Genomic DNA, 17,872 nt, shown 5'->3' on the forward strand with positions numbered 1-17,872 from the left:
CCAATTATGGATAACAACCAGCCACCGAATATAATGCCAATTATGGATAACAACCAGCCACCGAATATAATGCCAATTATGGATAACAACCAGCCACCGAATATAATGCCAATTATGGATAACAATCAAATGCCGAATATAATGCCGATAATGGATAACAATCAAATGCCGAATATGATGCCAATTATGGATAACAACCAACCACCGAATATGATGCCAATTATGGATAACAATCAAATGCCGAATATAATGCCAATCATGGATAACAACCAACCACCGAATATGATGCCAATTATGGATAACAATCAAATGCCGAATATGATGCCGATAATGGATAACAATCAAATGCCGAATATGATGCCAATTATGGATAACAATCAAATGCCGAATATGATGCCGATAATGGATAACAATCAACCACCGAATATGATGCCATATCAAATGCCGTATCAACAGCCCATGATGCCGCCGAATCCGTATTATCAACAACCAAATCCATATCAAATGCCATATCAGCAAGGAGCGCCGTTTGGACCACAATATACGTCTATGCCAAATCCGAATATGATGCCAATGGATAATAATATGCCGCCGCTTGTGCAGGGTGAGGAAGATTGTGGATGCGGAGGAGAAAGTAGACTATATAGTCCACAACCAGGTGGTCCGCAATATGCGAATCCTTTATATTATCAACCAACTCAGTCTGCATATGCACCACAGCCAGGAACGATGTATTATCAACCAGATCCACCAAATGTATTTGGAGAGCCCGTTTCAGAAGAAGAGGACGAAGAAGTTTAAAAAGGCGGGAGTATTCCCGCCTTTTTTGCATTCGTGTTAATTAAGAAAATGCAGTTTTTTTATGAAGTGCTAGAAAATTCCCAGTGAAATATTAACAGTGTAAAAACCTTCTCTGTTACTCATCATAAGAGGGAGCTTTTCAGTAGAGAAGCTCATTCTAACAGAGGGGGTTTTTGTATTGAATACGAAAGTAAAAGTGATTGCTGCTTCTTTGTTAGTTACCAGTGCATTAGCTGCATGTGGTACACCGAAAGATAACAATGCAATGGATGGACGTAACTACAATTACGAACGTACATCTTATAATGATACACACCAGTATCGTGATAATGTGACACGTAATGATCGTTATACAGATTATGTAACATATAGAAATGGTCGTAACGATACAGGATACAATTATTATCGAGATGTAAATTACAATGGACAAATTGCTAATCCGCATCCAACTCGTAATATTACAATGAACAATTCATACATTAACAATGATGGTAAAACAGCTGAAAGAATAACAAATCGTGTGAAACGTATGAATAACGTAGACCGTGTGTCTACAGTTGTATATGGAAACGATGTAGCGATTGCGGTAAAACCACGTAACACAGTGACAAATGAAACGGCGATGGCGAACGAAATTCGTCAAGCGGTTTCAAATGAAGTTGGAAACAGAAACGTATATGTTTCTGTAAGAAATGATATGTTTACTCGTGTCGATGCAATGAGTACGCGTCTACGTAACGGTACAGTTACAAACGATTTTAATCGTGACATAGTGAATATGTTCCGAGACATTCGTTACGGTTTAACTGGTACAGTGCGATAACAAAACAAAAGAGGAAGGGTGAGCCCTTCCTCTTTATTCATCGTTGTCTTGTAAACGACGTTTTTTAATAAAATAACTAACGGAGTAAGAAACTAAAAAGCATATGAAAAGAATACTACCTGTTAAAATAGCTTCAAACAGTGGTCTTTCTGGACTGAAAATAATATAAATAATAGCCATAACGATTCCTACAATAAGGGAGCGGAAGACAAGTTTATAATAAGGAGTTAACTTTATTTCCTTTTCACTTTCTTCTACATCGATTGAAACACTTAACTGTAAATAACTAAGGACGATACTTGTAAGAATAAATAATAGCCATAATGGAGATTTCGTAATTTGATCCATTCCTTCAGTGAATCCGATATAGCCTAAAATGCTAATTATACCAAGCGATTGAAAAAGAAAGGCAATACGTATGTTTTTTAATGTTTTCAGAATGAGACGTTCATCCTTTATTTTTTTCACAATATCCATCTCCTGTTTATTATGATTTCGCTGTTATATTAATTGTAACATATATATTACTTTTATCAATTTATAATTTACATATTATTCAGTTGGATAAAAGAGGGAATAAAATATTTTTATAAACATGTTGCACTTATAATTTATTAATGTTATATTAACAAAGCGATGAGCTAATTTACGTAAGACGAGAGATATGCTTAAGTGCTAAACACGCGAATGTGGTCGCCTGGTCTCTCGCCGTAAACGCATCAAGACGCCTGCTTTGCAGGCGTCTTTCATTTTATATAAAAGTAAATGATACATGCAGATGAGGTAAACCCTTATCTGCATTTTTTATTTTTCGAAAGAAATGTAATATGGATAAAACCACCATTTCCGGAAAAACTACTAATGAAAGTATGATCTTGCCTAAAAGAGGTGAACGGAAATGAAATGGATACTGATTGCGATGCAAGCTTTCGTTATGATGTTTTGTTTCGTTTATGAAACGAATGTGAAGGCGGAAGGGCCAGTACCAGAAGTAACGGAAAAAGAACCTGAGGTTACAATTTTATTAGAGCGTATGTATGTTGATGGAGAAGTAAGTGAGGAAATCTTTACAGAAAAAGTAGCGGACTTAGAAAAATTTTTACGGCAGTATAAAGAATGGCAGCTTGTTGATCGTGATGATGTACAAATTGTATTGCAAAAGAAAGTTGATGATATTTCTCCGTTATTGAAAACAAGTGGGTATTTTGGTGTTTCAGAGGAAGGGATATTACAAATTTTCAAAGGCGTGCCGAAAAGTGATAATGCGATCCATTCTTTCTTTCAAATTGATATGAAAAAGCTTGAGAGCTATGAGCGTGCGAAATTGAAACGTGGTATTCGTATTAAATCAAAAGAAGGTTTTGTGAAGACGATTGAAAAAATGAAGCAATATGCAGTGCAAAATAAGAAAAAAAGTAGCTCATGGTGAGCTGCTTTTTTTCTTATTTATTCTTAGCTAAAATTTCTTTTGCGATTTCATCAATTAGCATATCTTTTCCAATTGGATTGAATGCTTTCGTATTGAAGGCTTCATTTGATACTTCATATACGTGATTGTTCTTAACTGCTTTATTGTCTTTCCAAACAGCACTATTTTTGTAGTCTTCGTACACTTTATCAGCTTCGCCACCAAAGTTTACAATAAACATTTGGTCAGGCTGGAATGCAACTAGACCTTCTAGTGATACTTGCGCCATTGTTTGTTTTAAATCTGTACCTTTTGTTGCAGGAAGTTTTAAGTCGTTAAAGATGATGTCACCGTATCCGAAGCTGCCGTATACACGGAAGTTTTGAGGTGTAACTGCAACGAACATAAAGTTCTCATCTTTTGTTTTCTCTTTAATTTTTTTAGATAAAGAGTCTGCTTTCTTATCGTAGTCTGCAATCCATTTGTCTGCTTTCTTCTCTTCGTCAAATAGCTTACCTACTTCTTTAAACTTACCACGCCAGTCTTCTAAGTTTGTTTCTAGAACAACTGTAGGTGCAACCTTTTCTAGTTGATCATAAATTTTTAATTGACGGTTGTTTAAAATTATTAAGTCTGGTTTTAAAGCAGTAACAGCTTCTAAATCAACTTTAGGTGCCCAGTACCAACCAACTGCTTTTACTCCATCTAATTTGTCTGTTAAGTGATTTTGGATTTTATCTTTATATGTATTTGCTGTACCAACAGGTTTGTGTCCAAGAAGTAATAGTTCTTCTGTTGATCCAGATAAGTCAACAATTCTCTTTGGATTTACTGGAATTGTAGCTTCACCTTTAGCATGTTTTACAACTTTTGTTTTCGGTTGTTCTTTTGCTTTCGATTCTTCTTTTTGAGAAGAACAGCCAACGATAGAAAGAACAACAAGCATAATAGTAAATAAAATAAATAGCTTACGTTTCATCCTGATGTAACCCCTTTAATTAGTATTGATAATCATTATCGACCTCTGTATATTAAGGTGCTTTAACCTTTCTGTCAATGGAAAATAACAGAAGTTTCAAGTGGAGAACATTTGTTGGGGCAGTCTCGCTTTTCTATCATTAAATATGTTAAAATGGAATACATGATTTAAGAGGGAGAGATCGTATTTTGTTTGAATATGTTACAGGTTACGTGGAGTATGTAGGGCCGGAATATGTCGTAATTGACCATAATGGAATTGGTTATCAAATTTTCACACCAAATCCGTATGTATTTCAAAGAAGTAAGCAAGAAATCCGTGTCTATACATATCATTATGTGAGAGAAGATATTATGGCACTTTACGGGTTTAAAACACGTGAAGAGCGTTTATTATTTACAAAGTTGTTAGGCGTGTCTGGCATTGGGCCAAAAGGCGCTCTTGCAATTTTAGCTTCTGGTCAAACAGGACAGGTCGTTCAAGCGATTGAGCATGAAGATGAGAAGTTTTTAGTGAAATTCCCAGGCGTCGGAAAGAAAACAGCACGCCAAATGATTTTAGATTTAAAAGGAAAACTAGCAGATGTCGTACCAGATGCATTTGTGGATTTATTCTCAGACACAGAACGTTTTGATGAGAAGAAAGGTTCATCAGCTGAGCTTGATGAGGCACTGGAAGCTCTGCGCGCACTTGGATACGCAGAACGCGAAGTTTCTCGCGTTGTACCAGAGTTATTAAAAGAATCATTAACGACGGATCAGTATATTAAAAAGGCACTTAGTCTTTTACTAAATGGTAAGAGGTGAGTATAATGGACGAACGTCTCCTTTCAGGGGAATCTGCATATGAAGATGCAGATTTAGAATATTCATTACGGCCACAGACGCTCCGTCAGTATATTGGCCAAGATAAAGCGAAACATAATTTAGAAGTATTTATTGAAGCAGCGAAAATGCGTGAAGAAACGTTAGATCACGTGCTTTTATATGGACCACCAGGTCTTGGTAAAACGACGCTTGCGAATATTATTGCAAATGAGATGGGCGTTAATGTTAGAACAACTTCAGGTCCCGCGATTGAAAGACCAGGAGATTTAGCTGCTGTATTAACAGCGCTTCAGCCAGGGGATGTATTATTTATTGATGAAATTCATCGTTTGCATAGATCAATTGAAGAAGTATTGTATCCTGCGATGGAAGACTTTTGCCTTGATATCGTAATTGGAAAAGGGCCTTCAGCACGTTCTGTACGCCTAGATTTACCGCCATTTACATTAGTTGGAGCAACGACACGCGCCGGAGCATTATCGGCACCGCTTCGTGACCGCTTCGGTGTACTTTCAAGGTTAGAGTACTACACAGTAGATCAGCTTTCTGCGATTGTTGAACGTACAGCAGAAGTGTTTGAAGTTGAAATCGATTCGTTAGCTGCATTAGAAATTGCAAGACGTGCTCGTGGTACACCTCGTATTGCGAATCGTCTTTTAAGACGTGTACGTGATTTCGCGCAAGTTCGTGGTAACGGAACGGTTACGATGGAAATTACGCAAATGGCATTAGAGCTACTGCAAGTAGATAAATTAGGTCTAGATCATATTGATCATAAATTACTGCTTGGTATTATTGAGAAATTCCGTGGTGGTCCAGTTGGATTAGAAACGGTTTCAGCAACAATTGGAGAAGAATCTCATACGATTGAAGATGTGTATGAGCCGTATTTATTACAAATTGGCTTTTTACAACGAACGCCAAGGGGCCGAATTGTAACGCCGCTTGCGTATGAACATTTCGGAATGGAGATGCCAAAAGTATGATGGAGATGCCCAAAATGCTTATTACAGCGGGAATCTTACTCATCGTTGTTGGATTAGCTTGGAAGTTCATTGGCAGGCTTCCAGGCGATATTTTTGTGAAAAAAGGAAACGTTACCTTTTATTTTCCTATCATTACATGTATTGTGTTAAGTATTGTACTATCTTTTATTATGTATATAATAAATCGATTTAAATAAGAAATAGGTGGATATAGCTATGGATATAAATCTGTTTGATTTTCATTTACCAGAAGAACTTATTGCACAAGTCCCGTTAGAAGATCGTGAAACATCAAGATTAATGGTGTTAGACCGTGAAACAGGTGATATTGAGCATAAACATTTTACGGACATTCTTTCTTACTTACATGAGGGGGATTGCTTAGTTTTAAATGAAACGAAAGTTATGCCTGCTCGTTTGCACGGTGTGAAAGAAGATACAGGCGCGCACATTGAAGTACTTCTTTTAAAACAAGAAGAAGGCGATAAGTGGGAAACGCTTGTAAAGCCAGCGAAACGTGTAAAAGAAGGAACTGTTATCTCTTTTGGCGAAGGGAAATTAAAAGCAACTTGCACAGGAACTGCAGATCAAGGTGGACGTCAGCTTGAATTTTCATATGACGGCATCTTCTATGAAATTTTAGATGAACTTGGGGAAATGCCACTTCCTCCATATATTAAAGAGACGCTAGAAGATCGCGATCGCTATCAAACAGTATATGCGAAAGAAATCGGTTCAGCAGCAGCGCCGACTGCGGGACTTCACTTTACAGAAGAGTTACTTGAAAAGTTAAAGCAAAAAGGCGTTCAGTTGGCATTCATTACACTTCACGTAGGGCTTGGAACATTTAGACCAGTTTCTGCAGACACGATTGAAGAACACCATATGCACGCAGAATATTACCATATGTCTGAAGAGACAGCGGCATTATTAAATCGTGTGAAAGAGAATGGTGGACGTATTATTACTGTAGGTACGACATCAACTCGTACGTTAGAAACAATTGCAACAGATCATGACGGTAAGCTTTGCGCCGCTTCTGGATGGACAGATATTTTCATGTATCCGGGATATGAATTTAAAGCAATTGATGGTTTAATTACAAACTTCCACTTGCCGAAATCAACATTAATCATGCTTGTAAGTGCATTTGCAAATAGAGATAATGTACTTCATGCTTATAATGAAGCAGTAAAAGAAAAATATCGTTTCTTTAGCTTCGGTGATGCAATGTTCGTTGCATCTCACGCTAAAATGAGAAACAAATAAAAGGAGTAAGTTATGACAGCAATTCGTTATGAATTTATTAAGACATGTAAACAAACGGGTGCCCGTTTAGGTCGTGTGCATACACCGCACGGTTCATTTGATACACCAACATTTATGCCAGTTGGTACACTTGCGACAGTTAAGACAATGTCACCGGAAGAATTAAAAGCAATGGATTCTGGCATTATTTTAAGTAATACGTATCATTTATGGCTACGTCCAGGTCATGAAATTATTCGTGAAGCAGGCGGCTTGCATAAATTTATGAACTGGGATCGTGCAATCTTAACAGACTCTGGTGGTTTCCAAGTATTCAGTTTAAGTGACTTCCGTCGTATTGAAGAGGAAGGCGTTCACTTCCGTAATCACTTAAATGGAGATAAATTATTCTTATCACCAGAAAAAGCGATGGAAATCCAAAATGCATTAGGTTCGGATATTATGATGGCATTTGATGAGTGTCCGCCATTCCCGGCTACTTTTGAATATATGAAGAAGTCTGTAGAGCGTACGAGCCGCTGGGCAGAGCGTTGTTTAAAAGCGCATGAACGTCCGCAAGATCAAGGTTTATTCGGTATTGTACAGGGCGGGGAGTACGAAGAGCTTCGTCGTCAAAGTGCGAAAGACCTTGTTTCAATGGACTTCCCTGGTTACGCTGTAGGTGGTTTATCTGTTGGTGAACCGAAAGATATTATGAACCGTGTACTTGAGTTTACAACACCACTTCTTCCAGATAATAAGCCTCGTTACTTAATGGGTGTAGGTTCTCCTGACTCATTAATCGATGGTGCAATTCGTGGTATTGATATGTTTGACTGCGTACTTCCAACTCGTATCGCTCGAAATGGTACATGTATGACAAGTGAAGGTCGACTCGTTGTAAAAAATGCGAAATTCGCAAGAGACTTCGGTCCGCTTGATCCAAACTGTGATTGCTACACATGTAAAAACTACTCACGTGCGTATATTCGTCACTTAATGAAATGTGATGAAACGTTCGGAATTCGTTTAACGTCTTATCACAATCTTCATTTTCTGTTAAACTTAATGGAGCAGGTGAGACAAGCTATTCGTGAAGACCGTCTTGGCGATTTCCGCGAAGAGTTCTTTGAACAGTATGGCTTTAATAAACCGAATGCTAAAAACTTCTAATACATAATTTAAAAGGAGGAACAAAAGATGAATGCAGGTATGATGAATATCGTTATGATCGTTGCGATGTTTGCGATTTTCTATTTCTTATTAATTCGCCCGCAACAAAAACGTCAAAAAGCAGTTGCTCAAATGCAAAGTGAGTTAGCAAAAGGTGATGCTATCGTAACAATCGGTGGTTTACACGGTACAATCGAATCAGTAGATGAGACGAAAATCGTTATTAAATCTGGTGGTTCACACTTAACTTTCGATCGCAATGCGATTCGTGAAGTTGTGAAAAACTAATGTGGAAGGCCCTGCATGAAATGTGCAGGGCCTTTTTTAGTTACTTTGCTTTGACATATTTACACCGAAAATACCACCGAGTGTACTCGCCCCCATTAATGCTAATTGATAAAGTAATTGTGAGTTCGATAAGGTTTGAGAAAAGCCTAAATAGTTAACTAGAAAGACGAGTATAGTGAATGTGAGCCCTGTTGTGAAACCTACTAGCCAACCTTTTCCTTGAGCCTTTTTGCCGGCAGTAAATCCAGACATAAGCATAGATAAAAGAGCGAGTATAAAAATAGTAACGGTTAATGTCCCTTCATTTATATTTGTAAACTTTAATAAAAGAGCCATAATCATACTAGTAATAGATGCGAGAATTAGTAGTGTAACAATGCCGAAGCCAATTGCAGTTGATAATTTTTTCGTTCCATCCATTTATGCATTCCTCCTTTTTAATACAAGCATATTTTCCTTTTGCCCAAGTTAGACTAGTTTCTTTTTTATAGGGGAGTCTATACGTAAAAAAGGAGATGTAGAAATGGAATGGATATCAATAATTGGACGGACAATGCTTTTGTATATCATCATCTTAATTATTTTTCGTCTTATGGGTAAACGTGAGATAGGAGAGCTAAGTGTATTAGATTTAGTCGTATTTATTATGCTTGGAGAAATGGCCGTAGTGGCAATTGAAAATACCGATAAATCACTTTGGCATCAATTAGTTCCGATGACTATTCTTATGTGCATCCAAATTATTTTGTCAATCATTTCCCTAAAGTATCAACGCTTTCGGCATTTAATAGAAGGTGAGCCAGCTATTCTTGTAAACGCGGGGAAGATTGATGAAAAGAAGATGAGAAAGCAACGGTATAATATAGATGATTTAATGATGCAATTAAGGGAACAAGGAGTTGGAGATATTCGGGATGTAGAATATGCTATTTTGGAACCGTCTGGGAAGTTATCTGTCTTTCAAAAACAAAAAAATAAACAAGATACATTACAGTTTACGCTTCCTCTTATTATTGATGGAGAAATTCAATCTAGTCATTTACAAATGATTGAGCATACAGATGAATGGCTTATTGAGAAATTAAAAAACTTAGGTTATAACGATGTAACACAAATTTTATACTGTAGTTTTCAAAACGGACAATTTTTTGTTGATGTAAAAGAAAATTAGAGATTTATCCTTTGAAAGAGTAAGAATGATTGGTTTAACTAATAATCAGTGGAGATTACCCCACTGATTAAAGTTTCATCTTATTTCAAAAATGAAAGTTTACGAATGATAGGGAGACGACTTAACTCTTCTTTTCGAATGAGTTTGAAAGTGAAGAGAAGTACGATATAAACAATTGTTGTTAAAGTGATTTCCCATAATGTTTGTATGCCAAGGGAATGAGAGAAAATAATATATTTATGAAGATAAAAACCGAAGGCGCCTGCGATACCGATGGCAAGTCCGCCGAAAATATAGTCTTTTGCGTAAATGGTAAATGTAATCTTTTTTAAAACAGTAGCGTAGTGAAGAAATGTTACTGTTACAATATTTGCGGCGATAGCAAGTGCAACCCCCATCATTTGAAATTCTGGCCTTGATGCTAGTGCAAAAATAACGATTAATTTCACGATGGCACCAATAAATGTATTCATCATTGCAGCCCTTGCTAAGTTTAAAGCTTGCAAAACAGAGGTAAGTGGACTTTGGAAATAATGAAATAAAAAGCAAGGCGCAAGAAGTTGAATGAATGCTGTTGCGCTGTCTGATCCATACATAAGAGTTAAAACAGGAGAAGCGAATACGTATAATATAACGACAGACCATCCGCCGGTAATTAATGAAATTCGAAGTGCTTGTTGTAAACGGTGCTCCACTAATTTATGTTGTCTTTTTGCCATTGCTTCACTAATAGAAGGGATGAGCGCTGTAGAAAGAGCGTATGTAATAAAGGCGGGTAGTGATAGAAGCGGGAATGCATAACCGTTTAATATACCGTATTGCTGGGTTGCAACAGAAGCAGCGACACCAGCGATTGCTAAGCTTTGCATAACGACAATAGGTTCAAAAAAATATGAAACGGAGCCGATTAAACGACTTCCTGTAGTTGGAAGGGCAATATCCATCAGAGAATAAAATGTCCCTTTGCTTTCCTTTACAGTAGTGAAAAATCCAGAGCGTATTGATAAATGTTTTTCTCGCTGAAATAACGTGAGTAAAAATAATAAGGATGCAACTTCACCGAGAACAGCTGATAACATAGCGCCGGCTGCAGCGTATTCTATGCCGTAAGGTAAAAATAACTGGATGCATATAGCGATAATGGTAATGCGGACGACTTGTTCTAGAACTTGCGCATAAGCGCTAGGTTTCATGTTTTGTTTCCCTTGAAAGTAACCACGCAAAACAGAAGAAACAGCAATAACCGGGACAACGGGCAAAATGGCCATTAATGGATAGTACGTTCTTTCGTCGGTTAATAATGTTTTTGCTAAAATAGGCGTGAGGAACATAATTCCGATTGTTAAAATGATACTAATAACGGATGTAACAGCTAGTGATACGGTTAATATTTTTTTAACTCTTTGTTTATCGTTTACAGCTTCCGCTTCTGCTACAAACTTTGCGATTGCGACAGGAAGACCAATTTGTGTCAATGTAATTGCTAAAATGAATGTAGGAACGGCCATCATATAAAGACCAACGCCTTCTTCTCCTAAAATACGTGCCATTACTATGCGGTTGATAAAGCCAAGTATTTTTGTAATAAAGCCGGCTATCATTAAAATAAATGCGCCTTTTAAAAAGCTTTGTCTCGTCATGTTCTTCTCCTACCTTCTCAAAATCAATGGAATGATTTACAATAATTTATATGCACGTACGAGACAAGAATGACAAGCATTTAAGAGAGTGAAGTATGATAGTGCTCTTGAAAGTAGTTATTGCTGTCCATTAGAGCGGGATTAAAGCGACTTTTTCGTGCTGAAATAAGAAGGAGATGTTATAAATGTTAGATAGAGAGGCTTTGGTAGAATCATACCGCGGACAGTTACAAGTCGTTTTAGAAAGTAAAGTAGAAGAGTTTCAAATGTTCGGTTACGACCGAGTGACAGATGATGACATTTGGAAGTTTCTCAAAGTGAAAAAGTGGAAGAAGATAGACAGCGATGTTAGATTGTATGAATTAGTTAATGACGTATTAACAGTAAGTACTAATGAATATATGACATATTTAACTGTTGAAGCGTACCAAGCACCGCTTTGGTCATTTGATGAGTACGAAAATAAATAACCGACTGCAATTGGTTTGTTCTTCCTTTTGCAGTATAATGATATGTATTGATAAAGAGGAAATAATTATGTCTAAGATTATATATAAAGGAGGTAGTGAAGAGGAAAATAAATGATGAAAGTGTAGGTAGTGTAAAAGCTTACCTATACAGCTAGTGATGAACTAGCAAAAATTATAGAAAGGAAGTCTACTAACTAGGCGTATGCACACGTATAGCAGTGAATCGTAAAAGATTTATTGAAAGTGTTAGTAGCAGAAAGAGGGTACATATGGCAAAGCGTGGTACAAGAATTGCCGCCTTTTTCCTCATCGTCTTATTAATCGGTGGAGTAATTGGTGCGGCAGGAAAAGACATAGCAAAAGGAATTAGTCTAGGACTAGACCTTCGCGGTGGTTTTGAAATTCTGTATGAAGTAAAACCAGCCAAAAAAGGTGATAAAATCGATCGAGACGTACTTGTAAGTACAGTAGGTGCTCTTGAAAATCGTGTTAATGTTCTCGGTGTAAGTGAGCCGAACATTCAAATCGAAGGACAAGATCGAATTCGTGTACAGCTTGCTGGTGTACAAGACCAGCAAAAAGCACGTGAAATGTTATCAACACAAGCGAAATTAACATTCCGTGATGTGGATGATAACCTTCTTATGGATGGAACGGATTTAAAAGGCGGCGGAGCGAAGCAAACATTTGATGATAAAGGTCGTCCAAGTGTTGGACTTACGTTAAAAAGCGCTGAAAAATTCCGTGGAGTAACAGAAAAGATTTCAAAAATGCCACCACCAACAAATTTAATGGTAATTTGGCTTGATTTTGAAGAAGGAAAAGATTCGTATAAAGCAGAATCAGCAAAACCGAATCCGAAGTTTTTATCAGCAGCAACAGTAGAACAAGTATTTAACCAAGCTGAAGTATCTATCGTAGGTGGAAACTTCACAGTTGAAAGTGCGAAAGAACTTTCATCTTTATTAAATGCAGGTGCACTTCCTGTTGATTTAAAAGAAATGTATTCAACATCTGTTGGAGCGAAATTTGGTCAACAAGCATTAGAGCAAACGATTTTCGCTAGTGCGATTGGTATCGCTCTTATTTTCTTATTTATGCTTGTATTCTACCGTTTACCAGGACTTGTAGCGGTTATTATGTTAGGTTTATACATTTTTGTTACATTACTTGTCTTTAACTGGATGCATGCAGTTCTTACGTTGCCAGGTATTGCGGCGTTAGTGCTCGGAGTAGGTATCGCAGTTGATGCGAATATTATTACGTACGAGAGACTGAAAGAAGAGCTGAAAATTGGTAAGTCAATGATGTCGGCATTCCGAGCTGGTAACCATCGTTCCTTAGCAACAATTCTAGATGCAAACGTTACGACTCTTGCAGCAGCTGGTGTGTTATTCGTTTATGGTAATAGCTCTGTAAAAGGATTCGCAACAAGTTTAATCGTAAGTATTTTGGTTGGTTTTATTACGAACGTATTCGGTACTCGTTTCTTACTAGGTCTACTTGTAAAGAGCCGTTACTTTGATAAAAAACCAGGATATTTTGGTGTGAAACAAAAGGATATTATTCCATTAACAAAAGGTGTAGTACATCCGCCAACGAGATTTGATCGTATTAATTTCGTAAATATCGGTCATAAATTCCTTATCTTCTCGATTGTAGTTGTAATTGCGGGTGCAATTATCTTACCAATTTTCAAATTGAATCTTGGTATTGACTTTGCGAGTGGTACACGTATCGACTTGCAATCAAAACAAGCCGTTACTGTGTCTGATGTTCATAAAGATTTTAAAGAATTGAACATTGATGTGAAGGAAGAAAATATTGTACCGACTGGAGATGACAATAAAGGTTTCGCAGTTCGTACATTAGGTGTTTTATCAAAAGATGAAATTGCGAAAACAAAAACATTCTTCCACGATAAATATGGTACAGATCCAAACGTAAGTACAGTTTCACCGACAATCGGTAAAGAAATTGCACGAAATGCATTTATCGCTGTACTGATTGCTTCTGCGGTTATCATTTTATACGTAAGTATTCGTTTCCGATTTACGTATGCGCTATCTGCAGTACTTGCATTATTACATGACGCATTCGTTATGATTGTTATGTTTAGTATTTTCCAATTAGAGGTAGACTTAACGTTTATCGCTGCAGTACTAACAATCATCGGTTATTCTATTAATGACTCGATTGTTACATTTGATAGAAACCGTGAATTATACAAACAGAAAAAACGAGTGCGCGATATAAAAGATCTAGAAGAAATCGTAAATGCAAGTATTCGCCAAACGCTTGGTCGCTCGATTAACACCGTATTAACAGTGTTATTCCCAGTAATTGCACTGCTTATCTTCGGTAGTGAGTCACTACGTAACTTCTCGTTTGCGTTACTTGTTGGATTAATAGTAGGTACGTACTCTTCTGTTTTCGTTGCCTCTCAAATTTGGTTAATGCTTGAAAACCGTCGTTTGAAAAAGGGGAAAAACAAGAAGAAGGTTGAGAAAGTAGAATCTGAACCGCAAGTATAGAAAAGATGATGCCTTATTATGAGGCATCTCTTTTTTCGTTTGTGGATACAATAAGATAGCAACTTTTTGATGGGAAGAAGATGGAAGAAAGTGGTGGTGTTATTGCTGTTTTTGTTAAAATAAAAAGATAGGTTAAGAAAAGAAGGGATTTTAATTATGGAAAAAGATGAACGTTTTAAACAGGCCGAGTTTGGTGCTATTGTCGGGATCGTTGGTAATATTATATTAGCAATTGTAAAGGCGGTAATTGGTTATATTGGGAACAGTAAAGCACTGCTAGCAGATGCGGTGCATTCTGCATCAGATGTAATTGGTTCGCTAGCTGTACTTTTTGGATTGCGAGCGGCAAAGCAGCCACCTGATGAAGATCATCCGTATGGTCATGGTAAAGCGGAATCGATTTCAGCGATTATTGTTGCGGTATTATTATTTATTGTGGGACTTGAAATCGCGATTTCATCTATAAAAGCTTTTTCGCAAGAACTAGAACCGCCGAAAGGAATTACGATTTTTGCTGTTGTTCTTTCAATCGTCGTGAAAGAAGGAATGTTTCAATATAAATTCCGATTAGGGAAAAGGGTAAATAGTGATGCAATTATTGCAAATGCATATGAGCACCGTTCGGATGTATTTTCTTCAATTGCAGCTTTAATCGGTATTTGTGCAGCTATACTCGGTGGTAAGCTTGGTATAGACTGGCTTGTATATGCTGATCCGATTGCAGGATTAGTTGTTTCGCTTCTTGTTGTAAAAATGGCATGGAGCATTGGAGCGGAAGCAATTCATGCAACGCTTGACCATGTTCTTCATGAGGAGGATGTTATTCCGCTTAGAGAAGCAGTCCTTCAAGTAGATGGTGTGAAAAAAATTGGTTCTTTATATGCACGGGAGCATGGTCATTATGTTATTGTCGATATTAAAGTGTCTGTAGATCCATACATTACTGTAGAAGAAGGACACCGTATTGGAAAACATGTGAAAGAAATACTTATGAAACAAGATAATGTACAAAATGTATTCGTACATATAAATCCGTATTCTCCAAATTAAACATCATTAACATTTTAGTATATAGATATTGCATCGTAGTTTGCATTATATTGTCACCCCTTAATCTGTCTTGTATAATGAACAGGTTAAGGGGTGATTTCGTGTTACAACCGAAGACGCGTTGGAAAGAAAAAGAATATAATGACGAACGAGTGAGTGAATTAGCAAGTAAATTACAGTTATCGCCACTTGTCGTTTCATTATTCCTCGGTAGAGGACTAGATACAGAAGATAAGATTTTAGATTTTTTAAATACAGAAAATCAAGAATTTCATGATCCATTTTTATTAGAAGGAATGGATAGAACGGTAGAACGTGTAAATAAGGCGATTCAAAATGGAGAACAAATATTAATATTTGGTGATTACGATGCAGACGGAGTAAGTAGTACAACTGTGTTATATCTTGCTCTTCAAGAATTAGGTGCAGAAGTAGAATTTTATATTCCAAATCGTTTTACAGAAGGGTATGGGCCGAACGAAGAAGCGTTTCGTTGGGCGCATAGCGCAGGGTTCTCACTGATTATTACTGTCGACACTGGCATCGCAGCAGTACATGAAGCGAATGTAGCGAAAGAGCTTGGAATAGATCTAATTATTACAGATCACCATGAGCCACCGCCAGAATTGCCAGAAGCACTTGCGATTATACATCCGAAATTAGATGGCGGTGTATATCCGTTTCACTATTTAGCTGGTGTAGGTGTTGCGTTTAAAGTTGCGCATGCACTATTAGGCCGTGTACCAGAACATTTATTAGAGATTGCAGTAATCGGTACAGTAGCCGATTTAGTGTCACTTCATGGTGAAAATAGGTTGCTAGTGAAACGCGGTTTAAAACATATGCGTATGACGAAAAATATTGGTTTAAAGGCATTGTTTAAAGTTGCTAACGTTTCGCAAAGTGAAATTACAGAAGAGAGTATTGGCTTCTCAATTGCACCGCGTATTAATGCGGTCGGGCGTTTAGAAGATGCAACGCCGGCTGTACACCTTTTATTATCAGATGATCCTGAGGAAGCAAAAGAGTTAGCCGAAGAAATTGATGAGCTGAACAAACTGCGAAAAGATATTGTAAAGCAAATTACAGAAGAGGCTATCGCTGAAGTTGAAAATAACTTCCCGCCAGAAGAAAACAAAGTGTTAGTACTTGCAAAAGAAGGTTGGAATCCGGGTGTAATTGGGATTGTCGCTTCTAAATTAGTTGAACGTTTTTATCGTCCGACTATTGTATTATGCATTGATCCTATAAAAGAAACAGCAAAAGGCTCAGCGCGTAGTATTGCAGGATTTGATTTGTTTGCAAATTTATCAGATTGTAGAGAGTTATTGCCACACTTCGGAGGGCATCCGATGGCAGCGGGAATGACGCTACATATGAATGATGTAGATGAATTACGTCGCCGCTTAAATGAACAAGCAGATGCAATTTTAACAGAAGAAGATTTTATTCCAATTACAGCAGTTGATGTTTTTTGCAAAGTAGAGGATGTAACACTAGCGGCAATTGAAGATATGCAGAAGTTAGCACCATTTGGTGTTGGAAATCCGAAACCACGTATTGCAGTGAAAGATGCAGAGTTAGAAAGTATTCGCGCAATCGGATCAGATGGCTCTCATTTAAAAATGGCTCTTCGTGATGGACAAGCAACACTGGATACAATTGGATTTGGTTTTGGTGCATATGCGAAAGAAATCTCTCCAGTTGCAAAAGTATCTGTAATAGGAGAAGCATCCATCAATGAATGGAACAATTTTAAGAAGCCACAATTAATGGTACAAGATATTGCTATAGAGGCGTGGCAATTATTTGATTGGCGTAGTATGCGTAATGCAGAAGCAAATTTAGCAGAACTTCCGAAAGAAAAAATAACAATGGTGTATTTTTCTGAAGAGGTATTGAATAAATTTTCTTTAGAGGACTATAAAGAAAAGCTTATGCATGCGTCAGAAGTAACGCATTTGGATGATCAATACATCGTGTTACTCGATTTGCCAAGCGGAACAGATGAATTACGTGAGTTATTTAAAGTAGGATTCCCAGCGCGAATTTATACGCTGTTTTATCAAGAAAATAACCATCTATTTAGTACAGTTCCTACGAGAGAACACTTTAAATGGTACTATTCTTTCTTAAGCCAAAAAACACCATTTTCTTTAAGACAATATGGAGAACAACTATGTCGCCATAAAGGCTGGTCAAAAGATACAGTAAATTTCATGACACAGGTGTTTTTTGAGTTAGAATTTGTTACAATAAAAGATGGCGTCATTTTTATGGCAGACAAAAAACAAAAGCGTGATTTAATTGAATCGAACACATATCGTGAGAAAATGAACCACTTACAATTAGAAAAAGAATTGGTTTATAGCACATATCAGCAACTATATACATGGTTTGAAACGATTCGTAATCATAAAGAAGTAGAACAGTTAGGGTAAAGGATTTGTATTTACAAACCTTTTAGATCTGAG

17 protein-coding genes and 1 pseudogene are annotated in these 17,872 nt (G+C 37.1%); 14 read left to right on the forward strand and 4 right to left on the reverse strand.

All coding sequences use genetic code 11. The annotated features are described in order from the left end of the window. Together exsA and H6481_RS00010 are read left to right on the forward strand one after the other, a co-directional pair. Window positions 1-801, forward strand: a pseudogene (gene exsA, locus H6481_RS00005) (spore coat assembly protein ExsA); the annotation flags it as partial. Between the two features lie 178 nt (window positions 802-979). Continuing rightward, the gene (locus tag H6481_RS00010) at window positions 980-1,624 is read left to right on the forward strand and encodes a YhcN/YlaJ family sporulation lipoprotein (RefSeq protein ID WP_001093537.1); all 645 of its coding nucleotides are present in this window, start codon (window positions 980-982) and stop codon (window positions 1,622-1,624) included. A gap of 33 nt (window positions 1,625-1,657) precedes the next feature. Here the strand turns inward: H6481_RS00010 and H6481_RS00015 are convergent, their stop codons facing one another. Continuing rightward, a complete protein-coding gene (locus tag H6481_RS00015; RefSeq protein ID WP_069356231.1) occupies window positions 1,658-2,092 on the reverse strand; it encodes a branched-chain amino acid ABC transporter substrate-binding protein in 435 nt (144 codons plus the stop codon). A 430-nt stretch (window positions 2,093-2,522) separates the two neighbouring features. On the opposite strand from H6481_RS00015, the gene H6481_RS00020 reads away from it, so the two are divergent. Further along, on the forward strand, window positions 2,523-3,053 hold the full coding sequence (locus tag H6481_RS00020) for a BofC C-terminal domain-containing protein (protein WP_023523098.1): 531 nt from the start codon (window positions 2,523-2,525) through the stop codon (window positions 3,051-3,053). 13 nt (window positions 3,054-3,066) lie between these two features. Here the strand turns inward: H6481_RS00020 and H6481_RS00025 are convergent, their stop codons facing one another. Beyond that, entirely contained in the window at window positions 3,067-4,011 is a 945-nt protein-coding gene (locus H6481_RS00025) for an iron-hydroxamate ABC transporter substrate-binding protein (RefSeq protein WP_078993642.1), read from the reverse strand. Window positions 4,012-4,199: 188 nt separating this feature from the next. Here H6481_RS00025 and ruvA point away from each other — a divergent pair, with 188 nt between their 5' ends. From ruvA to yajC, 6 genes are read left to right on the forward strand one after another with little or no spacing between them, the layout of a single operon-like run. Next, the gene (gene ruvA, locus H6481_RS00030) at window positions 4,200-4,817 is read left to right on the forward strand and encodes a Holliday junction DNA helicase RuvA (protein WP_000464511.1); all 618 of its coding nucleotides are present in this window, start codon (window positions 4,200-4,202) and stop codon (window positions 4,815-4,817) included. A gap of 5 nt (window positions 4,818-4,822) precedes the next feature. Then, window positions 4,823-5,824 (forward strand): Holliday junction branch migration DNA helicase RuvB, encoded by a 1,002-nt coding sequence (ruvB, locus tag H6481_RS00035; RefSeq protein WP_000344450.1) that lies wholly within the window; start codon window positions 4,823-4,825, stop codon window positions 5,822-5,824. Then, entirely contained in the window at window positions 5,821-6,021 is a 201-nt protein-coding gene (locus H6481_RS00040; RefSeq protein ID WP_000970410.1) for a DUF2905 family protein, read from the forward strand. Before ruvB ends, H6481_RS00040 begins: the two co-directional genes overlap by 4 nt. 19 nt (window positions 6,022-6,040) lie before the next feature. Further along, a complete protein-coding gene (gene queA, locus H6481_RS00045; protein ID WP_000354014.1) occupies window positions 6,041-7,093 on the forward strand; it encodes a tRNA preQ1(34) S-adenosylmethionine ribosyltransferase-isomerase QueA in 1,053 nt (350 codons plus the stop codon). A 12-nt stretch (window positions 7,094-7,105) separates the two neighbouring features. Next, window positions 7,106-8,245, forward strand: a complete 1,140-nt coding sequence (gene tgt, locus H6481_RS00050; protein WP_000125365.1) for a tRNA guanosine(34) transglycosylase Tgt — start codon at window positions 7,106-7,108, stop codon at window positions 8,243-8,245. Window positions 8,246-8,272: 27 nt separating this feature from the next. Next, a complete protein-coding gene (gene yajC, locus H6481_RS00055; protein ID WP_000991115.1) occupies window positions 8,273-8,533 on the forward strand; it encodes a preprotein translocase subunit YajC in 261 nt (86 codons plus the stop codon). 36 nt (window positions 8,534-8,569) lie between these two features. Here the strand turns inward: yajC and H6481_RS00060 are convergent, their stop codons facing one another. After that, window positions 8,570-8,953: a TIGR04086 family membrane protein gene (locus H6481_RS00060; RefSeq protein WP_000349148.1), complete on the reverse strand. Its 384-nt coding sequence runs from the start codon at window positions 8,951-8,953 to the stop codon at window positions 8,570-8,572. A 103-nt stretch (window positions 8,954-9,056) separates the two neighbouring features. Between H6481_RS00060 and H6481_RS00065 the strand changes: the two genes are divergently transcribed. After that, window positions 9,057-9,704 carry a DUF421 domain-containing protein gene (locus tag H6481_RS00065; protein WP_182810880.1) on the forward strand — a complete coding sequence of 216 codons (648 nt, stop codon included), beginning with the start codon at window positions 9,057-9,059 and terminating at the stop codon, window positions 9,702-9,704. A gap of 80 nt (window positions 9,705-9,784) precedes the next feature. Here the strand turns inward: H6481_RS00065 and spoVB are convergent, their stop codons facing one another. Beyond that, on the reverse strand, window positions 9,785-11,344 hold the full coding sequence (gene spoVB, locus H6481_RS00070; protein ID WP_182810882.1) for a stage V sporulation protein B: 1,560 nt from the start codon (window positions 11,342-11,344) through the stop codon (window positions 9,785-9,787). A 185-nt stretch (window positions 11,345-11,529) separates the two neighbouring features. On the opposite strand from spoVB, the gene H6481_RS00075 reads away from it, so the two are divergent. From H6481_RS00075 to recJ, 4 genes are all read left to right on the forward strand, one after another. Further along, window positions 11,530-11,814: a post-transcriptional regulator gene (locus tag H6481_RS00075; RefSeq protein WP_000886979.1), complete on the forward strand. Its 285-nt coding sequence runs from the start codon at window positions 11,530-11,532 to the stop codon at window positions 11,812-11,814. 269 nt (window positions 11,815-12,083) lie between these two features. Next, window positions 12,084-14,348 carry a protein translocase subunit SecDF gene (gene secDF / locus H6481_RS00080; RefSeq protein ID WP_100655100.1) on the forward strand — a complete coding sequence of 755 codons (2,265 nt, stop codon included), beginning with the start codon at window positions 12,084-12,086 and terminating at the stop codon, window positions 14,346-14,348. 156 nt (window positions 14,349-14,504) lie between these two features. Beyond that, window positions 14,505-15,398, forward strand: coding sequence for a cation diffusion facilitator family transporter (locus H6481_RS00085; RefSeq protein WP_000409746.1), 894 nt, complete (start codon window positions 14,505-14,507; stop codon window positions 15,396-15,398). A gap of 101 nt (window positions 15,399-15,499) precedes the next feature. After that, the gene (gene recJ, locus H6481_RS00090) at window positions 15,500-17,839 is read left to right on the forward strand and encodes a single-stranded-DNA-specific exonuclease RecJ (RefSeq protein WP_071729597.1); all 2,340 of its coding nucleotides are present in this window, start codon (window positions 15,500-15,502) and stop codon (window positions 17,837-17,839) included. Window positions 17,840-17,872 lie beyond the last annotated feature (33 nt).

The organism is Bacillus sp. ME78 (genome assembly GCF_903970865.1).
In the GTDB taxonomy this organism is placed as follows: Bacteria; Bacillota; Bacilli; order Bacillales; family Bacillaceae_G; genus Bacillus_A; species Bacillus_A cereus.